This is a genomic window from Corallococcus sp. CA049B, from assembly GCF_003611685.1.
Lineage (GTDB): Bacteria > Myxococcota > Myxococcia > Myxococcales > Myxococcaceae > Corallococcus > Corallococcus coralloides.
Genome location: NZ_RAWC01000075.1, coordinates 15,279 through 36,298, shown reverse-complemented (window position 1 = coordinate 36,298; position 21,020 = coordinate 15,279). Strand labels below are relative to the sequence as shown.

The following is a 21,020-nucleotide window of genomic DNA, read 5'->3' as shown; positions in this document are numbered from 1 at the left end:
CCGAGCCGCCACCCTCGCGCCGCGTCAAGGCTCCCCGTCCGCCGCCGCCACCCCAGGCCCCCAACCGCCACGGGCTCTACGGCGGCCGGTCGCTGGGCTCCGGACACGGGGGCGTGGGCATGGAGCTGGGCTTCCCCTTCGTGTCCGCGCGCGGCGTGTACGGCGTGCTGGAGCACCTGGACCTGGGGCTGGGCGTGGACACCGTCTACGGCCTGATGACCGAGCTGCGCGCCAGCGCCCGCTTCACCCTCCTGGACAGCGACAACGTCAGCCTGGCCTTCGTGGTGGACGGCGGCCACGCGTTCTTCCTGCGTCCCCCGGACACGGAGGACAAGGGCGCGCGCTACCTGAGCGGCCGGCGCGACTGGAACGTGGCCCCGGGGCTGGTGACGTCCTTCCAGGGCGACAGCCCGCGCGCGTGGCGGCCGTACCTGGACGTCCGCGCCCTGATGGCCTTCGACATGGACCCCATCCAGAAGGATCCGCTGTCCGGCATGCCGCCCGCGTGGAAGCTGGATGCCTCCGTCCTCGTGCGGCTGGGCGCGGAGTTTCCCGTCGGAGAGAAGACGTCCTACGCTGTCTCGTTCGGTGGCGACTTCCGCAGCCGCTCCTCGGACGCGGAGTTCATGCCCACGCTGTCCGTGGGCGTGGTGTCCACGCTGTTCTGAAATCCCCCTTCCCCCTCTCGACCCGAGGTCAGCTCATGCGCGGCAGTGTCATTGGTGCAGGTTCGTTCGGAACGGCGCTCGCCAACGTGCTCGCGGTGAATTGCGACGAAGTCCGCCTGTGGGGCCGTGAGCCCTCCACCGTGGAGGCCATCAACACCCGCCACGAGAACGACACCTACCTGAAGGGCATCCCCCTCTCCGAGCGCGTGCGCGCGACCACGGACCTGGAGGAGGCGCTGTCGGGCTCGGAGATGGTGGTGCTCGCCACGCCCAGCCACGCCACGCGGGAGGTGCTCGCGCGCGCCAAGGCCTTCCTGCCCAAGAGCGTGCCGCTCGTCACGGTGTCCAAGGGCATCGAGAACGGCACGCTGCTCACCATGACGGAGCTCCTGGAGGACTGCCTGCCGGAGGAGTTCCACCCGTATGTCGCGGTGCTCTCCGGCCCCAGCTTCGCCAAGGAGCTGGCGCGTCGCATGCCCACGGTGGTGACCATCGCGTCGCACTGGGACAAGGTGGCCCAGCGCTGCCAGAAGGCGCTCCAGACGGACACCTTCCGCTCGTACACGTCCACGGACGTGGTGGGCGTGCAGTACGGCGGCGCGCTGAAGAACGTCATCGCCATCGCCGCGGGCATGGCGGACGGCCTGGGCATGGGCCACAACGCGCGGGCCGCCATCATCACGCGCGGCCTGGCGGAGATTACGCGGCTCGCGGTGAGGAAGGGCGCCAACCCGCTGACGCTCTCCGGCCTGTCCGGCATGGGCGACCTGGTGCTCACCTGCACGGGCGATCTCAGCCGCAACCGCCACGTGGGCATGGAGCTGGGCAAGGGCCGCAAGCTGCCGGACATCCTCGCGGAGATGAAGGAGGTCGCCGAGGGCGTCAAGACGGCCAAGAGCGCGCGCGACCTGTCCCTCAAGACGGGCGTGGAGCTGCCCATCTGCGAGCAGGTCTACCTCATCGCCTACGAGGGCAAGAACGCCAAGATGGCGGTGGTGGACCTGATGACGCGCCAGCCGAAGTCGGAGCTGTCCGGCGTCTGAGGGCAGGAGCGCGCTAGTAGCGGCGCGGCTTGGCTTCCGGGCCCGCGCCGCGCACGCGCCACACGGTGAGCCGCTCGGAGTTGGTGTGGCTGAGGACGAGCCCTTCCGTCTGCATCTCCTCCAGCAGGCGGTTCGTCTTGAGCCGGTCCAACCCGATGGTGCGGCCCAGCATGTCGCCGGGCATGCCGCTGATGTTGCTGCGCAGCTGGTTGATGATGGCGCGCTTGAACTCGTTCTTCTGCAGGCCGTCCAGGTCCTGCGACCGCCACGAGGACAGGATGCCCCAGCCGATGAGCAGCAGCGTCACCACGGCGAGCACCGGGTAGACGATGTGGCTGTTCTTCTCGAGCAGCTCGATGTAGCCGGTGGTGATGGACGAGACGGGCCGGTCGTAGTCCGGCCCGGAGTCCTGTCCGGGCAGACCTTCGATTTGGGCCGTCAACAACGGGATGAGCAGTTTCAGCGCGGGAGCCAAGGCCCCCCGACTCTACGGGGAGGGCCCCCGCGCCGACAACCCGCCCACCGTCACACGACGCCGATGGACTCGGACGCACCCTCGGCGAACAGGGTGGTGTCCGCCTTGGCCAGGAGCGTGGCCAGGCCTTCACGCTTCACCGCGCTGATGGCCACGCCGCCCTTGGAGCGCAAGAGCGACTCCACCTCGTCCGCGGACAGCTGGTCCGCCTTGTTCCACACCATCAGGCGCGGCTTCTCCATCAGGCCCAGCGAGGCGAGGATCTTCTCCACCGCCTCCACCTGGTCGTCGCGCGCCGGGTCGCTCGCGTCCACCACGTGCAACAGGAGGCTTGCGTCGTACAGCTCCTCCAGCGTGGCGCGGAAGGCCGCCACCAGGTCCTTGGGCAGGTCCCGGATGAAGCCCACCGTGTCGGTGATGATGACCTCGCGCTCCTGCGGGAAGCGCAAGCGCCGGCTCGTGGGATCCAACGTGGCGAACAGCTTGTCCTCCGCCAGCACCTCCGCGTTGGTGATGGCGTTGAGCAGCGTGGACTTGCCCGCGTTGGTGTAGCCCACGATGGAGATGACCGGCACCTCGCGCCGGTTGCGCTGCGCCCGGCGGACGCTGCGCTCGCGGCTGATGACGTCGATGCGGCGCTCCAGGTTGGTGATGCGCTCGCGCACGCGGCGGCGGTCGATTTCGAGCTTCGTCTCACCAGGGCCGCGGCCGCCCACGCCACCGCCCATGAGGCGGCTGAGCGAGTCATCCCCCTGCACCAGCCGGGGCAGCCGGTACTTCAGCTGCGCCAGCTCCACCTGCAGCTTGCCCTCGGCCGTCTGCGCGCGCTGCGCGAAGATGTCCAGGATGAGCTGCGTGCGGTCCAATATCTTCAGGCTCGTCGCGTCCCCGATGTGGCGGCCCTGCGACGGGGTGAGGTCCTTGTCGAAGATGAGCAGGTCCACCATGGACTGCATGGAGCGCAGGTTCAGGTCCTCCAGCTTGCCCCGGCCGATGAGGTAGCGCGGATCCGCTTCGCGCTTCATCTGGAGCACGCTGTCCACCACCTCCACGCCCGCGGTGCGCGCCAGCTCCTTCAGCTCCGCCAGGGACGACTCCGCCCGGGCGCGGTTGCCGTCCAGGCACACCGCCACCAGGATGGCGCGCTCCTTCCCGGACACGGTGCGCGCGGCGGCGTTGCGGTTGAACTCCTCCTCCAGCGCGTCCAGCGTGGCCAGCAGGTCCGGCTGTTCACCGTGCACGGAGGGCAGGGTGGACACGTGCCAGAACTCACCCGCGCCGTTCTCCGGCACCAGGTAGGCCCAGTGCAGCACGCCGGGCAGACCTTCATGGCCCACGCCCACGGCCGCCACGCAGTCCAGGCGCAGGAGCGCCAGGTCCGTGAGGTCGTCCTTCGTCAGGGGTTCGCTCTTCAGGTGCGTGTGCACCAGCCGCAGGCCACGCAGACGAATCTGGCCCGCGCGCGCACGGCCGATGTCCGGCAGCTCCAGCTTGTGCGCGTTGCCCACCACGACGTGCTCGATGTCGCCCTTGCGGTTGATGAGGACGCCCACCTGACGGTTGAGCTCGTGCGACAGCTCGGTGAGGTGGCGGGCAAGCTCCGCGGACACGATTTCGCGCGGATCCACGCGGCGGCGGAACGTGTTGCGCAGCCGCTGCTGCTCGCTCGCCTTCAGGCCCAGGGTGTTGCCGTAGATTTCCTTCAAACCGTTTCTCCTGGCGCGGACATCGAACGGCCCGCGCCGCATTCAAGGCATTGGATGGACTGGGGCCCCCCGCGTTTCATGACAAAGGCCTCAGCCGGTGTGCCGCGCCGCCTGGTGAACAACCGGCCACGCGCGTCCTTTCCCGTTCCAGCCTACGCTGCCTCCCGTGACTGATTCCGCACGCAACGCCTTGCGCGGGGCCCGCCGCGTGGTGGTGAAGATTGGGACCAACGCGCTGACGAGCGCCACGGGCCGCTTCAACCGTGCCCACTTCGACGCGCTGGGGCAGGACCTGCTGTGGGCCGCCGGGGGCCGGGAGCTGGTGGTGGTGTCCAGCGGCGCCATCGCGCTGGGCATGGAGCGGCTGGGGCTGCCCGCGCGCCCCCGGGACATCCCGGGCAAGCAGGCGTGCGCGGCGGTGGGGCAGAGCCGCCTGATGCAGGCGTACGAGGAGGCCTTCGGGCACGCGGCCCGGACGGTGGCCCAGGTGCTGCTCACCCACGAGGACGTGCAGGAGCGCCGGCGCTACCTCAACGTGAAGCACACGCTGGAGCGCCTCTTGGCCGCGGGCGTGGTGCCGGTCATCAACGAGAACGACACCGTGTCCGTGGACGAGCTGAAGTTCGGCGACAACGACACGCTGGCGAGCCTGGTGGCCGGCGTGGTGGAGGCGGACGCGCTGGTCCTCCTGTCGGACGTGGAGGGGCTCTACACCGCCGACCCGCGCAAGGACGCCGAAGCCCGCCTGATGCCCGCCGTGCCGCGCGTCACCGCGGACGTGCTGGCCCTGGCCGGAGATGCCACCAGCGAGGTGGGCACCGGCGGCATGGCGTCCAAGGTGCGCGCCGCCGCCCGCGCCGCGGAGCTGGGCATCCCCTGCGTCATCACCTCCGGCGCGGTGCCCGGCCGCCTGCGCGGCGTGCTTGGAGGCGAGGACGTGGGCACCCTCTTCGAGCCCGCCGGACGCCGCAGCGCGCGCACCGCGTGGATCGCCCACGCCCTGCGGCCCCGGGGCCGGCTGGTGGTGGACGCGGGCGCGAAGGAGGCCATCGTCACCGGCAAGCGCAGCCTGCTGCCCAGCGGCGTGACGGGCGTGGAGGGGGACTTCGGCCGGGGAGACCCGGTGGACCTGACGGACGCGGCCGGGACGGTGTTCGCCCGGGGCCTGTCCACCTACGACGCCAACGAGCTCAGGCGCATCGCCGGGCGGCGGAGCGCGGACATCGAGGCGGTGCTGGGCTACCGCTACCTGGATGAGGCGGTGCACCGCGACGACCTGGCGGTGCTGTAGCCGCGGTCCGCGCAACGTGCGCCTAGATGGAGCTGGAGACGGACTTCACGGTGCCGGTCGCCGGCTCCGTCAGCCGCATCAGCGCGCGGAACTCCGGGGAGTCCACCTTCATCAGGAGCAGCGACACCTCCAGCTCGCCCGGCACCCGGCCCAGCTGGAGCTTGCGCTCCTGGCCGTGCAGCAGGGCGAGCTGCGAGTGGCCTTCCCCTTCCGGCAGGGACAGGTCCACCTGGAGCTGGAACGAGTCGCCCTCGCCCCTGGGCGTGAGCACCAGCCGGTAGTCCGGCACCGTCGCGCCCGGACGGCGGCGCTCGGCGCGAAGGGTGCGGCCCGCCTCGCCCAGGAGCTTGGGCTGGGCGATCAGCCGGCCGTCGCGCCGGACCTCCAGCGCGAAGTAGAGCGGTTCGTTGCGGGCGTGCGCCGGAGTGGGGACGAAGGCCAGCAGCACCAGCGCCAGCCCGGGAAGCCACTTCTTCAGCAGGGAGGTGCGGTCCATGGTCGAGCCCTCGTCAAAAGCTGCGGTCCGCCGCGTCGGCCCCACGGCAGCCAGCAAAGCCTCCAGGAGGCCCGCTGTCGCTTCTCACCCAAATCGACAATGTCCAAGGAATAACCCAGACGCGCCCCGAGTGCGAGCCCCACGCCCGGGGTTGTCTGCTGGCTTGCGGACGAAACGAGGGGTACATGGCGGTACCTGCTTGCCTGTTCAGGTTGGGGCGGCTATCCCCCATTGGACGGAGCCAGCCCCCTTCGCTGTTCCCTTCCTGTTCGTTTCCATCCCTGCCCCCTTCTCCCACCCCGGAAGTCCCCGGTCTCTTGATCTCCCGGGTCCTGTCCGCCATGGTCACCGATCACCTGAATGGACCGCACGGAACGCATCCTTGATCTCGTGGCACTGTTGCTCGACGCGCGGGAACCCATCTCGTGGGCGGAGCTGCGTGAGCACTTCCCCGCGGACTACGGCGGCTCGGATGACGCCGCGGAGCGCAAATTCGAGCGCGACAAGGCGGAGCTCGTCGAGCTGGGCTTCCCGCTGAGCTACGTGCAGGGCGACGACGAGCGGCGCGACGGCTACCTCGTCGACCGCAACGTCTACTACCTGCCGGAGGCGGACCTCACGAAGGAGGAGCTGGCCGTGCTCTACGCCGCCGGGTCCGCCGCGCTGGCGTCCGGCGCGTTCCCCGGCCGCGACGACCTGGCGCACGCGCTGCGGAAGATCGGCTTCTTCGCCGGCGAATCCCTGCCCACCCCGCGCGTGCGCATGGAGCTGGGCACCGGCCAGCAGGGCCAGGAGAAGGAGGTCTCCGCCCGCCTGGAGCAGCTCTGGGACGCGTGCTCCGCCCACAAGTGGGTGCAGCTGACCTACGGCAGCCCGCGCAAGGACGGCGTCACGGAGCGGCGCGTGGATCCGTACGGCCTGGCGCTCAGGCGTGGCGTGTGGACGCTGGTGGGCTACTGCCACCTGCGCCAGGGCCTGCGCACCTTCCACGTCCACCGCATCCGCGAGCTGAAGGTGAACACCGCCCGGCCGCGCACGCCGGACTTCGAGGTGCCGGCGGACTTCTCGCTGGACGCCCACGTGGCGTACTTCCCCTGGCAGTACCGCTTCCATGAGCCGCTGGAGGTGACGCTGCAGCTCACCGGGCCGCAGGCCTCGCGCGCGGGCTCGCTGTTCCCGGGCGCGGCGCTGGAGCCGGTGTCGGAGGGCGTGGTGCGGGCCCGCTTCCCGGTGACGTTCCTGGACGGGCTGACGCGCTTCGTCCTGTCGCTGGGGCAGGACTGCCGCGTGGAGGGGCCTCCGGAGGCGCGCGAGCGCCTGGAGCGGATGGCCGCGAACATCCTGGCGAAGCACGCGCCGGTGGAAGGTCAGCGGGTGAGCGCATGAGCAACGTCCACGAGCGGCTGCGCCGCCTGCTGTTCCTCGTCCCCTACGTCTCCAAGCACCCCGGCGTCACCGTGGAGGCCCTGGCCAGGGCCCTCAACATCAGCCGCGAGGACCTGCTGGAGGAGCTGGACCTGCTCACCTGCGTGGGCCGGCCGCCCTTCAACCCGGACGACTACATCGACATCTACGTGGACAACGACCGCGTCTACGTGGACCTGGATCAGCGCCTGTTCGCGCCGCCCCGGCTGACCGCGGGCGAGGCCGCGGCCCTGGCCGCCGCGGCGGAGCTCTTGCGCCCGGCCACCGGCGACGCGCTCCAGAGCGCCCTCACCAAGCTGGAGGGCATCATCCCGCCCGCCGCCCGCGAGCGCTTCCGGGAGATGTACCGGAAGATCGACGCCTCCGCGGACGCGCCCCCGGCGCTGGGGCCGCTCACCCGGGCCATCCTGGAGCGGCTGGAGGTGACGTTCGGCTACGCCAGCCCCGGCCGCCCGCCGGAGCCGCGCCGGGTGCGCCCCTACGAGCTGCTCAGCCACCGGGGCCAGTGGTACCTCCAGGGCTTCTGCCACACCCGCCAGGACGCGCGCCTGTTCCGGTTGGACCGCATGGAGGACCTGGCCGTCACCGCCACCGCCTTCCAGCCCCCGCCGGACGCCCGCGCGGACGTGCCCAACCCGGCCCGCGGCGCCAGCGAGGCCTCCGTCCGGGTGCGCTTCACCCCCACGGCGGCACCCTACGTGAAGGAGCGCTTCGGCCAGGACGCCCGCCCGCTCGCTGACGGAGGGGTGGAGGTGCGGGTGGCCGGAGACAGTGAGCGCTGGCTCACGCAGTGGGTGCTATCCTTCGGCGGAGAGGCGGAAGTGCTGGAGCCGGCGAGCGCGCGCGCCGCCGTTGCCCGAGCCGTACATGCCTCGATAGGCTCCTAGGACGACATGGCCTTCCAACTGACGATCTCCGAGGGAAAAGACGCCGGCAAGGAGTTCGTCTTCGACCAGGACTCCGTGCTCATCGGGCGCACCTCCGAGTGCGACGTGGTGCTGTACGACCCCGGTATCTCCCGCCGTCACTGCCGCATCTTCAAGGACGGTGACGGCTACGCCGTGGAGGACCAGAAGAGCGCCAACGGCACGGTCGTCAACGGCGCCGCGGTGCAGAAGCAGACCCTGGCGGACGGGGACACGCTCACGCTGGGCCCGGTGACGTTCCTCTTCGCGATCGCCGCGGAGGACGCGCCCACCGGCGAGGACGAGAAGCCCGCGGAGGACGGCGCCAACAGCACGCGCATCGTCTCCATCGACTCCGTGCGCAAGTCGCGCAACAAGAAGGGCGCGGCGCTCGTGCCGGAAGGCGCGGACGAGGAGGACCTGCAGGGCATCCGGGCGGAGTCCACGCGCATGAACATGCGCGCCATCCGCCGGCCCACGTCCAACGCCCAGCGCGCCATCCCGCAGGAGCCGCCCCCGGAAGAGGACGCTCCGGCGGCCATCGAAAAGCCCGCCCCCGCGCCTCCGCCCGCGCGCCGCACCGGCTCCCAGTCCTCCCGCGCGGTGGCCCGCACGCCCCGCGCCGGTGGCGCCAGCAGCAGTGGCGGCGGCCTGTCCGCGGCCGAGCGCGCCCGCATCCGCCGTGAGACGCCGGGCCTGGTGGCCAACCTGCGCCTGTTCTGGGCGGAGGCGAACTCCAAGGTCCGCGCGGGCGTGATGGCCGGCGGCGGCGTGGTGGTGCTGGGCCTCTTCGCCCTCATGTACTGGCTGGTGCTGGGCGGCGAGGACACGGTGCAGAAGGGCGAGGAGCCCGTGCGCCTGTCCAACCAGCCCATCAACGACTCGTTCGGCCTGGGTGACGGCGTCACCTGGAACCGGCCGGACATGAAGGTCTTCGAGTGGGAGTTCGTCGCCGCGACGCGCGCGGTGGTCATCCTCCACTACCAGGCCCAGGGCATCTCCAAGGACGAGGTGGTGGTGAGCGTCAACGGCGTGGACGTGGGCAAGGTGCCCCCGGACACGCTGGCCAGCCAGGATCGCTCGCTGGAGCTGATGATCCCGCCCCAGCAGCTGCGCAAGGGCGAGCCCAACCGCATCATCTTCGACAACACCCGCAACCCGCCGGGCGAGGACACCTGGCGCGTGTGGAACGTCTGGGTGGAGCGCGCGCTGCTCCCCGAGGATCTCTCCACGCAGCAGCTCGTCTCGAACGCCAACGATCTCTTCAAGAAGGGCCGCAAGAACTTCGACACGCCGGACATCGGCGCGCGCAACCGCTACGAAGCGTGGAAGGCCTTCCGCGAGGCGTGGCTGATGCTGGAGGCCCACCCGGACCCGAAGCCGGACCTGTACTTCGAGGCCCAGGAAGCCATGAAGCGCGCCCAGCAGGAGCTGGACCGCACCTGCTCCAAGCTGCTGCTGGAGGTGGAGGGCTACTACAACCAGGGCCACTACAAGCAGGCCGCCTTCACGCTGGATCACATGCGCGAGTACTTCCCCGAGTACGACCAGCCGTGCGCCACGCGCGCGGAGAACAAGCGCATCGAGTTCGGCCTGTAGCCAGCAGCCGTCGTCTACCGGACGGTGCAACCCCGCCAGGGAGGCGGGCAGAGCCCGTCCGGGTTGCCGGTCCCTCCCCCCGTTCCCACCCTGAGTGGGGTGATGCGTGAGCTGGCGGGGGAGGACGGGCGGTCGGAAGGGTTGGTTCCAGCGGCGCGCTCGCCGGGACCGGTGCCCGAGCACGGTCCGGTGTGGAGCCCCGGGGTGTCCCGGCGCCTGCTCGCCCGGTACTACCTGCCGCAGCACCACACCACCCTCCAGGGCAATGCGTGCCGGCTCCTGCGCGACGGCGTGGAGGCCTATCCGGAGATGCTGGAGGCCATCCGCCGGGCGCGCCGCTCCATCCGCCTGGAGACGTACATGTTCGTCACCGACGCGGTGGGCGAGCTCTTCGGCCAGGCGCTGGCGGAGGCCGCCGAGCGCGGCGTGCACGTGAAGGTCCTCTACGACGCGGTGGGGTCCTGGACCAGCCGCAGGAGCTTCTTCGAAGGCCTGCGCCAGCGGGGCGTGGACGTGCGGGCGTTCAAGCCCTTCAGCCTCCAGCGCGGGCTGCGCCACCTGCTGCGCCGGGACCACCGCAAGATTCTCGTGGTGGACGGCACGGTGGCCTTCACGGGCGGGGTGAACATCGCGGCGCACTGGGCCCCGGAAGGGCAGGGCGTGGCGTGGCGCGACGACGTGCTGCGCATTGAAGGCCCCGCGGTGCATGAGCTGGAGCGGAGATTCCTGGCCACGTGGCGGATGATGTTCCGCGACCGCCTGAGCCGGCTGCGCCGGCGGATCCGCGGCGGAGCCCAGGCGCTGGAGGCCCGGCCCCTGAAGGGCGACGTGGGGCTGGCGGTGCTGTCCAGCCGCCGCAGCATCCACCGCGCATACCTGCACGCCATCCAGCGCGCCCGGGCCAGCGTGCTCATCGCCGCGGGCTACTTCGTGCCGGACCGGCGCATGGTGGCCGCGCTCAAGGACGCGGCGAAGCGGGGCGTGGAGGTGAGCCTGCTGCTCAACGGGGGCAAGAGCGACCACCCGTTCCTGGAGCACGCGACGCGCGCCTTCTACGAGCCGCTGATGGACGCCGGCATCCGCATCTTCGAGTGGCGCCGGGGCGTGCTGCACGCCAAGACGGCCGTGGTGGACGGGGTGTGGGGCACCATCGGGTCGTTCAACCTGGAGCGGCTGTCGCTGGCCTTCAACCACGAGGTGAACGCCGTCTTCGCGGACCCCCGGCTGGGGCGCGACCTGGAGGACTCGTTCCGTCTGGATTGTGGCAACTGCCGCGAGGTGGACCTGGCCGCCTTCCGCCGCCGCCCCCTCTGGCAGAAGGCCGTGGAGCGGGTGCTGTACTTCTTCCGCAAGGTGCTCTGAGCGCGGCTGTAAGCCCGGGGTTCGAGCCAACCGTCCACCGCCTTCAACGCGGTGCAGGAACCCTTTGCATGCCGGGGGGGACACGCCTAGAAGTTGCGTCATTCCGGCACGGAAGGACGGCAACGCACATGACGGACAGTTTCGGCACCAAGGCCCAGCTCAAGGTGGGCTCGGCGACCTACGACTATTTCAGCCTGGCCACGCTGGCGAAGGCGCACCCGGCGGTCAACCGCCTCCCGTTCTCGCTGAAGGTCCTGCTGGAGAACCTGCTGCGCAACGAGGACGGCCGCGTCGTCAAGCGCGAGCACATCGAGAAGATGCTCGCCTGGGACCCCAAGGCGGCCCCGGAGACCGAGATCTCCTTCCACCCCGCGCGCGTGCTGCTCCAGGACTTCACCGGCGTGCCCGCCGTCGTGGACATGGCCGCCATGCGCGAGGCCCTGGCCGCCATGGGCGGTGACCCGGCGAAGATCAACCCGCGCAACCCGGCGGACCTGGTCATCGACCACTCGGTGCAGATTGATTCGTTCGCCACCACCGCGGCCTTCAAGGAGAACGCGGAGCTGGAGTTCGAGCGCAACCGCGAGCGCTACGCCTTCCTGCGCTGGGGCCAGAGCGCGTTCAAGGGCTTTGGCGTGGTGCCGCCGGACATCGGCATCTGCCACCAGGTGAACCTGGAGTTCCTGGCGCAGGTGACGTTCCGCCAGGGCAGCACCGTGTACCCGGACACGCTGGTGGGCACGGACAGCCACACCACGATGATCAACGGCCTGGGCGTGGTGGGCTGGGGCGTGGGCGGCATCGAGGCGGAGGCGGCGCTGCTGGGCCAGCCCATCACGATGCTGATTCCGCAGGTGGTGGGCTTCAAGCTCACCGGCAAGCTGCCCGCGGGCGCCACGGCCACGGACCTGGTGCTCACCGTCACGCAGATGCTCCGCAAGAAGGGCGTGGTGGGCAAGTTCGTGGAGTTCTACGGCGAGGGCCTGAAGGGGCTGTCGCTGCCGGACCGCGCCACCATCGCCAACATGGCCCCGGAGTACGGCGCCACCATCGGCTTCTTCCCGGTGGACGAGGAGAGCTGCAACTACCTGCGCTTCACCGGCCGCCCGGATGACGTCGTGGCGCTGACGGAGGCGTACGCGAAGACGCAGGGCCTGTGGCTGGAGGCCGGCGCGCAGGACCCCCTCTTCAGCGACACGCTGGAGCTGGACCTGGCCTCCGTGGTGCCCAGCCTCGCGGGCCCCAAGCGTCCGCAGGACCGCGTGCCCCTGAAGGACATGAAGGCCGGGTACGAGAAGTCCCTGGTGGAGATGCTCGCCGCGGGCAAGAGCAAGGGCGAGGACGACGAGGGCCCCAAGGGTGGCGCGAAGGCTCCGGCCGCCGCGGTGCCCCCGGAGCGGCTGGCGCAGGCCGTCACCGTGAAGGCGGGCCGCCAGAGCTACCAGGTGGGCCACGGCGCGGTGGTCATCGCGTCCATCACCTCCTGCACCAACACGTCCAACCCGGCCGTGCTGGTGGCCGCGGGCATCCTGGCGAAGAAGGCCGTGGAGAAGGGCCTCAAGCCGCAGCCCTGGGTGAAGACGTCCCTGGCCCCGGGCAGCCGCGTGGTGACGGAGTACCTGCGCGACGCGGGCCTGCTGCCCTACCTGGAGGCCGTGGGCTTCCACGTCGTGGGCTACGGCTGCACCACCTGCATCGGCAACTCCGGCCCGCTGCCGGAGCCCGTGTCCAACGCGGTGGTGGAGGGCGACTTGGTGGTGGCGGCCGTGCTGTCCGGCAACCGCAACTTCGAGGGCCGCATCAACCCGCACGTGCGCATGAACTACCTGGCGAGCCCCCCGCTCGTGGTGGCGTACGCGCTGGCCGGTGAGGTGGGCCGCGACCTGGACAACGAGCCTTTGGGCACGGACCCCAACGGCCGCCCGGTGTTCCTCAAGGACATCTGGCCGTCCAACGAGGAGATCAAGGAGACCATCCGCACGGCCGTGAAGCCGGAGCAGTTCCGCAGCCAGTACGCGAACGCCATGGAGGGCGACACGCTCTGGCAGCAGCTCCAGGTGAGCAAGGGCTCCACGTTCAAGTGGGATGAGAAGTCCACCTACGTGCGCAAGCCGCCCTTCTTCGAGAACCTCCCGAAGGAGCCCAAGGCGGTGCAGGACATCAAGGGCGCGCGCGTGCTGGCGCTCCTGGGTGACTCCGTCACGACGGACCACATCTCCCCGGCGGGCAACATCGCCAAGACGAGCCCCGCGGCGAAGTACCTCATGGCGGAGGGCGTGGAGCCCAAGGACTTCAACTCCTACGGCGCGCGCCGCGGCAACCACGAGGTGATGGTGCGCGGCACCTTCGCCAACATCCGCCTGAAGAACCTGCTCGTCCCCGGCGTGGAGGGCGGCGTCACGGTGCACATCCCCACGCGGGAGCGGATGAGCATCTACGACGCGTCCATGAAGTACCAGGCGGACGGCACGCCCCTGGTGGTGCTGGCGGGCGCCGAGTACGGCACCGGCTCCAGCCGCGACTGGGCGGCCAAGGGCACGCAGCTGTTGGGCGTGAAGGCCGTCATCGCCAAGAGCTTCGAGCGCATCCACCGCTCCAACCTCGTGGGCATGGGCGTGCTGCCCCTGCAGTTCGAGGCGGGCCAGGACGCGCAGTCGCTGGGCCTCACCGGCCACGAGACGTTCGAGATCACCGGCGTCGCGGACGGGCTGGCGCCGCAGAAGAAGCTCACCGTGAAGGCCACCGGTGAGAAGGGCCCCATCGAGTTCACGGCGGTGTGCCGCATCGACACGCCGAACGAGCTCGACTACTACCGCAACGGCGGCATCCTCCAGTACGTGCTGCGCCAGCTCGCCAAGGCGTAAGCAGCGGACAGCACCTGCTGGTTTCGCGGCCCGGCCGCCCTCGCTTCATGGGAGGGTCGCCGGGCCGTCGTCTTTGCTGGGCTACTCCGCGCGCAGGCGCGTCCAGGCGGCCACGTAGCGCGACAGGCGCTCGGCGTCCTTGGGCGTCACGTCCTTCAGCCGGCGCACGTCCATGTTGTCCTCCAGGTCCGCCAGCTTCACGCGGCGGGCCAGGGGGTGGGGACGCAGCCGTTCGATGAAGGCCTCGTAGCTTTCGCCCTCGCGCTTCGTCAGGCAGTCCAGGGCGGACAGCACGTCCTCCGGGTAGCCCAGGCCGCGCAGGCGCTCCAGCGAGTACGGCGTGTCCTCCACCACGTCATGGAGGATGGCCACGGTGCGCTCCGCGTCGGATGACAGACGCAGCATCACCCGCAGGGGGTGGAGGATGTAGGGCTGTCCTGCCTTGTCGCGCTGACCCTGGTGCGCGGCCACCGCCAGGGCGATGGCGTCTTCGAGCGTGGGCATGGGCGGGAGCTTCGCACGCCCGGCGGACGGCTCAACGGTTGAGGTTGCCGGAGCCCGTGCCGCCCGCCGTCTGCGCCGTGTAGGCGTGGCCGCCGCCGTTGTACTGGAGGATGCCCTCCACCGCGAGCGCGCTGGGGTCCAGCTGGTTGCTGCTCCCCAGCCGCGGAATCATCGTCTCGCTGATGCAGATGGCGCCCACCACCACCTGCTGATCATTGTCGCGGTTCCACTCCGGGGCGAGCGGCTTGAACTCGTCCTCGTTGTCCCGGATGTAGAGGTACACGTCGTCCTTGCCGTCGCCGTCCAGGTCCGCGAACAGCGCGGGGTTGACCGTCTTGATGGCAGCGCGGCCGGCGGCGGTGCGCGGGTTGGCGGGCGCGGGGTTGGTGGGTGAGCCGATGGGGTCGTAGGCGCCCGGCGTGCTCAGGAAGGTGTTCCACTGGGCGTAGTTGCGGCCGAAGTAGCCGCGCGCCAGCTGCAGGCCGCTCTCCGCGCAGCCCTGACGCTGGCCCGCGCGGCTGGACGTCACGGCGCGCGTGCGCTCGCTGCTGGCGTAGGCCATCACGCCCGCCACCAGGCCCAGGAGCACGGTGACGAGCAGCACGACGAGCAGCAGCGTGGCGCCGCGGGGGGAACGGGACGAAGCGCGTGGGGACATGGCGGAGGGCCTCACGGAGGACGGATTCACAGGCTGGCGGCGGCCAGGTTGGGCAGCTCCGCCCGGCGCGAGAAGAGGCTGCGGAAGTAGCCGTCCGCGGGGCCGGCTGCCGGGGTGTGGTTCTCCACCGCGATGGGCAGGTCCTCGGAGAGGACGGTCTGGTTCTGGTTGTCGCGCCGGGGCGAGCGGCCGGTGGCCACCACGCTGATGCGCACCGAGCGCAGGCCCGGCGTGTACTCGGGCTTGAGGCCGTGCTGGAAGTCGTAGCGGGCCGGGTCGCCCGTGTGGGTGGCGTCGATGCCGAACGTCACCTGGAAGTCCTCCACGAAGTCCTGCACCACCACCGGGTCGGCCATGTCCACGAAGGGGCGCCCGGACACGTCGCTGCCGGGGATGCCCTCCGCGCGCATCAGCGCCTTGCGGCCGTTGACCGCGTTCGTCCCGATGAAGAAGTGCAGGAGCCGCACGGGGTACACCAGGTCGCCCTTCTGGAAGCCGCCCTTGTGGGGCGCGTTGGAGAAGCCCGACACGCCGCTCTCCAGGTAGTTCACCGTGGCGGTGGGCGGAGTGCTCGACACCGAGGTCTGGGTGAGCAGCGCGGCGCTCTTCATGTTGCTGGCCACCAGCATGGGGTTGGCGGGCGCGGCGCCGGCGAGCGTGCCCGCGCAGTTGACCTCCAGGGCGCCGGTGCCCGGCTTCACCACCGTCATCGCCGCGCCCGGCGCGCAGTCGCGGCCCAGGTAGTTGCGGTCCGGCACCACCAGCCACAGGTCGTCGCTGCCGTCCGCGCCCGGCTGGTTGCCCGTCGTGGTGGCGGCGAGCACGCCCGCGCCCGCGCCGTCACCGCCGAAGACGGGGTTGATGCGCTGGGGGACTCCACCGGAGACCACCCAGAGGCCCTCGGACATGCCCGCGCCGGCCTGGCGCACCGCCGACAGCAGCGTCTCCCCCGCGAGCCGCGCGTGGTCGTGGCTGTCCGCCACGTGCTCCGTGTTGTGCACCACGCGCCCGCCCGCGAGGAGCAGGGCCGTGGCCGCCGCCAGGATGATGGTGGTGAGCGCCGCGGCCACCATCGTCTCCAGCAGCGTCATGCCGCGCGCGCGCGCCTTACGCTTCGGCCGGATCCTCATAGGACGAAGACCTCGCTGTGCACGATGGCGCGCTCCAGGCTGTCGCCCTTGCGGTACGCGCGCGTCCAGAAGGTGAAGGGCAGCGCCCCGGCGGGCACCATCGCCTGGGCCGCGGGCGGCAGGTCCTTGGGCAGCCCCTGCGTCACCAGGACCTCGCGGCAGTAGACGTCGCGGGGCAGCACCGTGTCCGGGGTGGCGGCGGTGCAGGGCGTGCCGGCGGGCACGTCCAGCGCGGGCTCCACCTGGCCGGTGGGACGCACGCGGAAGTACGCGCCCGTGCCGATGTCGCCCGCCTGCGGCGCGCTGGGGTCCAGCACCCAGGGCGCCGTGGCCAGGGCCACCTCCGGCGGGAAGAGGGCGGGCCGGGGGATGGCCTGGTTCGCCAGGTCCATCTTGGACGCGAGCCACAGCCGCTGCACGCGCGCCTCCAGCAGCATGCGCCGGCCCTGGAGCACCTGGCCGTCCTTCACGTCGCGGGTGGCGGCCACCATGCCCATCACGGCGCCCACGGCGGCCAGCGCCAGGACGCACATGGCGATGAGCACCTCCAGCAGGCCGCTGCCGCGCCGGGCGGCGGAAGAGGGAAGGGCTCTCATTCGAGGAACCTCTGGCTCCAGTTGAGGAGCTGGTAGAGCACGCCGTTGTCGCCGGCCACGGAGTCCTTCGCGTTGGGGCTGGAGGCGCCGGTGTTGGTCGCGTTGTCGATGCGCGTGACGCGCAGGGCGCTCACCTCCGCGCCCACCACGTAGTCCGTGGACCCGCCGCCGCTGTCGCGGTGGTAGACGGCCACGCCGCCGTAGTTGGCCAGCGTCGCGCCGCTCATGGGCTGGATGCCCGCCTGCGTGGCCGCCGTGTTGCCCAAATCGATGCTGTAGGTGTGGCCGCCCACGGACGCGCTCAGCAGCATGGGGTCGTTCACGGACTCCTCCGCGGTGCTGAAGTACGCGGTGCGCCCGGCGATGGTGATGTTGCCGTAGACGTGCTCGGGGGCGGGGAAGACGAGCGGGAAGGGCGAGGGCTCCTGGAGCACGCCGTAGGTGGCCGCCTCCGTGTTGGCCAGGTTCGCGTTGATGGGCGAGCCGTCCAGCCGCTTGCCGTCCATGCCCAGGGGCAGCCGGAGCTCCGCGTCCAGGAGCAGCGCGTGGAAGCGGCCTCCCACCGTGTCCGGCACCCAGTCCATGCCGGCGGTGCCCACCAGGGCCACCACCTTGCCCTTGAACTGGCCGAAGGCGGAGGTGTTCGTCGCGTCGAGCGGAATGCGCGCCAGGCCCACGTTGGTGCTGATGGGCTGGCTGGTGACGGGCAGCCCGCCGATGTTCATCGCCGTGTACTTGCAGGGCGTGGCTTCCGAGCACGCGGGGCCCGTGCGCGCCACGTTGAGGTTCATGCCGGTGGACGCGTCCAGCTCCCAGAGCCGGCCCTCCATGTCACCCACGTAGAGCCGCGCGGCGCCGCTCGAGTCCTGCGACACGGTGGGCGCGGCGGGCGCGCTGTTGTCCACGCTGCTGGTGTAGGCCTGCTGCCACTGCCACAGCTTCTGGCCGGTGGCCACGTCGATGGCGAACACCTGCACGCCCTTGGCGGGAGAGCCCGGGGAGCCCGGCGCCGGCAGCGCGCCGGAGCTGCTGGAGGCGACGAAGACGGCGTACACGGGCTCCATGCCCAGCCGGCCCACGCCCACGGACAGCCCGCGCGAGCCGCCCAGGCCGCTGTAGTCGTAGAGGCCGCTCGGCTGACGGCCCGGGTCCGCGCGCGGCGGCAGGAGGAAGAGGCTGGAGTCCTCGTCCCAGGTGTACGTCCAGTCCAGGCCGCCCTGGCCCTTGTCCGCCAGCGCCACCGCGGAGTTCGGCGCGCTGGCGGTGGCGTAGTGGCTGCCCACCAGGTGCCACAGCAGCACGGGCTTGAGCGGGTTCGTCACATCCAGGGCGAACAGGTCGCGCCCCGTCTGGCCCACGTTGGCGACGAGCACGGTGTGCCACTCGCGGCGGCCGGTGCCCACGAAGTCCGCGAACACGTCGAAGACGGCGGGCGCGCTGTTCACCCGCGCGGTGTTGTTGCGCAGGCCCGCCAGCTGCGTGGCCGGCAGGAAGCTCCAGAGCTCCGTGCCCGGCGGGGGCGGGGTGCCGGAGCGGAAGCGCTGGGCGAAGTCCGTCTTGAAGCGGGCGCTGGCGTCCGGGTTGGGGAAGCTCAGGCTCTGCGCGGGGCCGTCATAGCGCGCGCCGCCGGAGACGTAGAAGGCGTGCACCTGGCCGTCCAGGCCCGCCGCGTAGGCCACCGTGGGCCGGGGCGCGTTGGCGTCCTGGATGTGGGGGCTGGCCGTCACCACCACGGGCGACGAGTGGATGAAGCCGCCCAGGTGCGCCTTGTTGTCCGCGTCGTCGTTGTTGCACTGGGTGATGGAGGGCTCGAGGATGGGCGTCTCGCTGGCGCCGTCGCGGCCGGACTCCGTGGCGTAGCAGAAGCCGCGCACCCGCTGGAGCATCATCGCCACCGCGTTGAAGTCCACGTACAGCTGCGTCTTGTTGATGAGCTCGTTGGTGACGCCGAAGTCGGCCCCGCCCAGCTGCGGCGAGTACTGCGTCGCCTGCTGCAGGTCGCAGACGCCGTCCGGGCCCTTCACGAAGTCGTAGCGGAAGCCGCCGTCACGCGCCGGGGCGCGGCCGAGCTTCAGCACGTCCACGCAGCCGGTGTTGGGGGCCGAGCCGTAGTCGCGGTTGATGCGCGTGCCGGAGACCTCCTCCGGCTGCCAGCCCACCTGCATCACCCCGTGCGGCGCGGCGCGGCCGGCGCCCAGCGATGGGTTCACCGTCACCTCGCCGCCGAAGTAGGTGAAGAGGTTGCGGCTGCCGGGCGCGGGCATGCGCGCGTCCGCGTTCCACAGCGTGCCGTCCGACAGGGAGTTCTCCCCCGTGGACAGCGCATCCCCGCCAATGAGCGAGTGCGCGCGCAGCGTGCCCGGGTAGTAGGGGAACACCCAGTGCGAGCCCTGCGCGGGCGTGTACGTGTCCGCGCCGGGCGGGTAGCCCGTCACGGCGTTGTAGGACGTCTTGAACAAGAGGGCGCGCGAGCCGTTGGTGTCGCTGCCGTTGGTGTCGTCCAGCGCGACGGGCGCGGACACGGTGCGCTCGCTCTGCAGCGGTTCGCTCCCCAGGTTGAGCAGCGTGTTGAGCACGATGCGCGTGCCCGCGACGCTGTCCTTGAAGTCATGGCCCGCCAGGTAGACGATGGTCGCCTTCTGCGGATCATTGTCCTTCTGGTTGAAGGAGAAGAAGTCGTTGCCGCGGAGGGTGTGCGCCGCCACGTGCACGGGGTTGTCGTACTGGTTGCCCGTGGCGTAGTTCACCCAGCTCACCGCCAGCCGCCGCACGCCGTTCTTGAAGGTCGTCCGGTAGTTCTCCGTCTCGCCCGCCACGTTGTTGAAGCGGAAGTCCCCCAGCTGGGAGAAGGGGTCGCCCGGGTTGGGGTAGAGGATGCAGGCGGGCCGGGGCGAGGACTCGTTCATGTAGTCCGGGTCCGTGCAGTTGCGGCCGTCCCAGTTCTTGCCGCTGCTGCCGAGCTTGTTCTTCTCGAAGGTGTTCTCGCCCTGGAAGCGCGTGGAGGGCACCAGCCCTCCGCCCACCTTGTCGGTGTGCTCGTAGGACCAGATGCTGGTGCACTCGGCGAACAGGCCGTTGCCGCGCTGGTTGGTGAAGTAGGCGATGTTGTTGAGGACGTTCTCCGCCTGGTTGCCGGCGCCGTCGCCGTTGGAGCGGTACTCGGCGCGGGTGCTGTCGCCAATCTGCCAGTGCGGCGCCCAGAACACGCGGTAGCGCGGGCGCTGGGTGGTGGGGTCCACGGCGTTGAGCAGGCCGTTGGGGAACGCCGTGGTGGAGATGAGGTCCGCGTTGGCGTGGAGCGCGTCGTAGATGAGGCCGGGCTGTCCGCCGTTGAGGTTGCAGCCGCTGGTGGTGCCCTGCGGGCAGCCGCCCGCGCCCGGGAAGTCCAGGCCCGCGTTGCGCAGGTAGTCGTCCAGCATGCCGCCCTTCACGAACGACTTGTCCGTCGCGTTGTCGTCGTCCAGGTCCAGCAGGGCGATCTTCGGGGGCACGCGGTTCAACCGCCGGCCAATGGGCGCGTTGAACTCGATGGTGGCCTGGTGCATGCGCACGTAGAAGCAGCCGCTGCCGTTGCTGAACGTGTTGCAGTTGCACGTCGTGCGGAACTTCTTCGGCGCGTCCGCCCCGGCGGAGGAGTTCAGGAAGTCGAGCGCGTTCTTCGCGTCCTTCGCGTCGATGATGAACGCGCCGCCCATGTACTGGACGTCGCGGAAGCCGCTGGCGGTGTTGAGCGTCGTGGCCGTGAAGTTCGGCCGCGCCTGGTTCGTGCTGGTGGTGAAGTTGTCGATGTTCGCTTCGGGGAACAGGCCGCTCGCGGGCAGCGCCTGCAGGGGCGGCACCGGCACGACGGGCGCCGCGTCCGCGCGGGAGATGTGGAAGTCGCAGCCGTCATTCCAGCTGGGGTCGTTCCACTGGCCGTTGTGCGGCAGGGGCGGCAGGTGCTTGTTGGTGGGCACGCAGCGGTTGGGGGACCGCTTCGTGTCGTCGATGGCCAGGTACACCGTCACCGGGTGGTTGGCGTTGAAGCCGCCCGCCTCGTTGGACTGCAACAGGCGCCACACCAGGCCGTAGGCCGACAGGCTTCCACAGCCCTGCTGGAAGGTGGCCTGCTCCGGGATGATGAGCGCGCCCTGGCTGAAGGTGACGATGTCCGTCGCGGACGCCGGCAGCGCCGTCAGCAGCGCCAGGCCCAGCAGGATTCGCCGCGCCGCGGAGATTCTGGGGGAGATGGGGGCCAAGGGTTCACCGGGGGTTGGGGACCGACTGACCCCCTCGGGTCGGGGGCCACCCCGGCTTTT

At 70.8% G+C, this 21,020-nt stretch carries 16 protein-coding genes; 8 read left to right on the top strand and 8 right to left on the bottom strand.

Annotation, left to right across the window (positions count from 1 at the left end):
- Together D7W82_RS18445 and D7W82_RS18440 are read left to right on the top strand one after the other, a co-directional pair.
- Positions 1-668: hypothetical protein (locus tag D7W82_RS18445; protein WP_120619609.1), on the top strand; the 668-nt coding region annotated here is incomplete at its 5' end.
- 35 nt (positions 669-703) lie between these two features.
- Complete coding sequence (locus D7W82_RS18440) at positions 704-1,711, top strand: NAD(P)H-dependent glycerol-3-phosphate dehydrogenase (protein WP_120619605.1); 1,008 nt, start codon at positions 704-706, stop codon at positions 1,709-1,711.
- Between the two features lie 13 nt (positions 1,712-1,724).
- Here the strand turns inward: D7W82_RS18440 and D7W82_RS18435 are convergent, their stop codons facing one another.
- Both D7W82_RS18435 and hflX read right to left on the bottom strand, forming a co-directional pair.
- On the bottom strand, positions 1,725-2,186 hold the full coding sequence (locus D7W82_RS18435; RefSeq protein WP_233587776.1) for a hypothetical protein: 462 nt from the start codon (positions 2,184-2,186) through the stop codon (positions 1,725-1,727).
- Between the two features lie 50 nt (positions 2,187-2,236).
- Complete coding sequence (hflX, locus tag D7W82_RS18430) at positions 2,237-3,892, bottom strand: GTPase HflX (protein ID WP_171425393.1); 1,656 nt, start codon at positions 3,890-3,892, stop codon at positions 2,237-2,239.
- A gap of 166 nt (positions 3,893-4,058) precedes the next feature.
- Here hflX and proB point away from each other — a divergent pair, with 166 nt between their 5' ends.
- Positions 4,059-5,183 carry a glutamate 5-kinase gene (gene proB / locus D7W82_RS18425; protein ID WP_120619603.1) on the top strand — a complete coding sequence of 375 codons (1,125 nt, stop codon included), beginning with the start codon at positions 4,059-4,061 and terminating at the stop codon, positions 5,181-5,183.
- A gap of 22 nt (positions 5,184-5,205) precedes the next feature.
- Here the strand turns inward: proB and D7W82_RS18420 are convergent, their stop codons facing one another.
- Positions 5,206-5,679, bottom strand: a complete 474-nt coding sequence (locus D7W82_RS18420) for a hypothetical protein (protein WP_171425391.1) — start codon at positions 5,677-5,679, stop codon at positions 5,206-5,208.
- 360 nt (positions 5,680-6,039) lie between these two features.
- Here D7W82_RS18420 and D7W82_RS18415 point away from each other — a divergent pair, with 360 nt between their 5' ends.
- The 5 genes from D7W82_RS18415 to acnA all read left to right on the top strand — a co-directional run bounded on the left by D7W82_RS18415 (position 6,040) and on the right by acnA (position 13,834).
- Complete coding sequence (locus D7W82_RS18415) at positions 6,040-7,065, top strand: YafY family protein (RefSeq protein WP_120576864.1); 1,026 nt, start codon at positions 6,040-6,042, stop codon at positions 7,063-7,065.
- Positions 7,062-7,991 carry a YafY family protein gene (locus tag D7W82_RS18410; protein WP_120619601.1) on the top strand — a complete coding sequence of 310 codons (930 nt, stop codon included), beginning with the start codon at positions 7,062-7,064 and terminating at the stop codon, positions 7,989-7,991. The genes D7W82_RS18415 and D7W82_RS18410 overlap by 4 nt, the downstream gene beginning before the upstream one ends.
- Positions 7,992-7,997: 6 nt before the next feature.
- Positions 7,998-9,608 (top strand): FHA domain-containing protein, encoded by a 1,611-nt coding sequence (locus D7W82_RS18405; protein ID WP_120619600.1) that lies wholly within the window; start codon positions 7,998-8,000, stop codon positions 9,606-9,608.
- 102 nt (positions 9,609-9,710) lie between these two features.
- Entirely contained in the window at positions 9,711-10,970 is a 1,260-nt protein-coding gene (locus D7W82_RS18400) for a phosphatidylserine/phosphatidylglycerophosphate/cardiolipin synthase family protein (RefSeq protein ID WP_120619599.1), read from the top strand.
- 128 nt (positions 10,971-11,098) lie between these two features.
- Positions 11,099-13,834, top strand: coding sequence for an aconitate hydratase AcnA (gene acnA, locus D7W82_RS18395; RefSeq protein ID WP_120619598.1), 2,736 nt, complete (start codon positions 11,099-11,101; stop codon positions 13,832-13,834).
- Positions 13,835-13,915: 81 nt separating this feature from the next.
- Here acnA and D7W82_RS18390 read toward each other — a convergent pair whose 3' ends face one another.
- From D7W82_RS18390 to D7W82_RS18370, 5 genes are read right to left on the bottom strand one after another with little or no spacing between them, the layout of a single operon-like run.
- The gene (locus D7W82_RS18390; protein WP_120619597.1) at positions 13,916-14,338 is read right to left on the bottom strand and encodes an HD domain-containing protein; all 423 of its coding nucleotides are present in this window, start codon (positions 14,336-14,338) and stop codon (positions 13,916-13,918) included.
- Between the two features lie 31 nt (positions 14,339-14,369).
- Positions 14,370-14,996 carry a hypothetical protein gene (locus tag D7W82_RS18385; protein WP_120619596.1) on the bottom strand — a complete coding sequence of 209 codons (627 nt, stop codon included), beginning with the start codon at positions 14,994-14,996 and terminating at the stop codon, positions 14,370-14,372.
- Between the two features lie 26 nt (positions 14,997-15,022).
- The gene (locus D7W82_RS18380; protein ID WP_120619595.1) at positions 15,023-16,126 is read right to left on the bottom strand and encodes a PilW family protein; all 1,104 of its coding nucleotides are present in this window, start codon (positions 16,124-16,126) and stop codon (positions 15,023-15,025) included.
- Positions 16,123-16,722: a type II secretion system protein gene (locus D7W82_RS18375; RefSeq protein ID WP_120619594.1), complete on the bottom strand. Its 600-nt coding sequence runs from the start codon at positions 16,720-16,722 to the stop codon at positions 16,123-16,125. The genes D7W82_RS18380 and D7W82_RS18375 overlap by 4 nt, the downstream gene beginning before the upstream one ends.
- Entirely contained in the window at positions 16,719-20,960 is a 4,242-nt protein-coding gene (locus tag D7W82_RS18370) for a hypothetical protein (RefSeq protein ID WP_120619593.1), read from the bottom strand. The genes D7W82_RS18375 and D7W82_RS18370 overlap by 4 nt, the downstream gene beginning before the upstream one ends.
- Positions 20,961-21,020: the final 60 nt, after the last annotated feature.

Excerpts from the sequence above, each read along its gene's own strand:
- D7W82_RS18390 (WP_120619597.1), bottom strand. The coding sequence starts at position 14,338 with ATGCCCACGCTCGAAGACGCCATCGCCCTGGCGGTGGCCGCGCACCAG.
- D7W82_RS18440 (WP_120619605.1), top strand. The coding sequence starts at position 704 with ATGCGCGGCAGTGTCATTGGTGCAGGTTCGTTCGGAACGGCGCTCGCC.
- D7W82_RS18375 (WP_120619594.1), bottom strand. The coding sequence starts at position 16,722 with ATGAGAGCCCTTCCCTCTTCCGCCGCCCGGCGCGGCAGCGGCCTGCTG.
- D7W82_RS18380 (WP_120619595.1), bottom strand. The coding sequence starts at position 16,126 with ATGAGGATCCGGCCGAAGCGTAAGGCGCGCGCGCGCGGCATGACGCTG.
- D7W82_RS18400 (WP_120619599.1), top strand. The coding sequence starts at position 9,711 with ATGCGTGAGCTGGCGGGGGAGGACGGGCGGTCGGAAGGGTTGGTTCCA.
- acnA (WP_120619598.1), top strand. The coding sequence starts at position 11,099 with ATGACGGACAGTTTCGGCACCAAGGCCCAGCTCAAGGTGGGCTCGGCG.
- D7W82_RS18415 (WP_120576864.1), top strand. The coding sequence starts at position 6,040 with ATGGACCGCACGGAACGCATCCTTGATCTCGTGGCACTGTTGCTCGAC.
- D7W82_RS18410 (WP_120619601.1), top strand. The coding sequence starts at position 7,062 with ATGAGCAACGTCCACGAGCGGCTGCGCCGCCTGCTGTTCCTCGTCCCC.
- D7W82_RS18405 (WP_120619600.1), top strand. The coding sequence starts at position 7,998 with ATGGCCTTCCAACTGACGATCTCCGAGGGAAAAGACGCCGGCAAGGAG.
- D7W82_RS18385 (WP_120619596.1), bottom strand. The coding sequence starts at position 14,996 with ATGTCCCCACGCGCTTCGTCCCGTTCCCCCCGCGGCGCCACGCTGCTG.
- D7W82_RS18420 (WP_171425391.1), bottom strand. The coding sequence starts at position 5,679 with ATGGACCGCACCTCCCTGCTGAAGAAGTGGCTTCCCGGGCTGGCGCTG.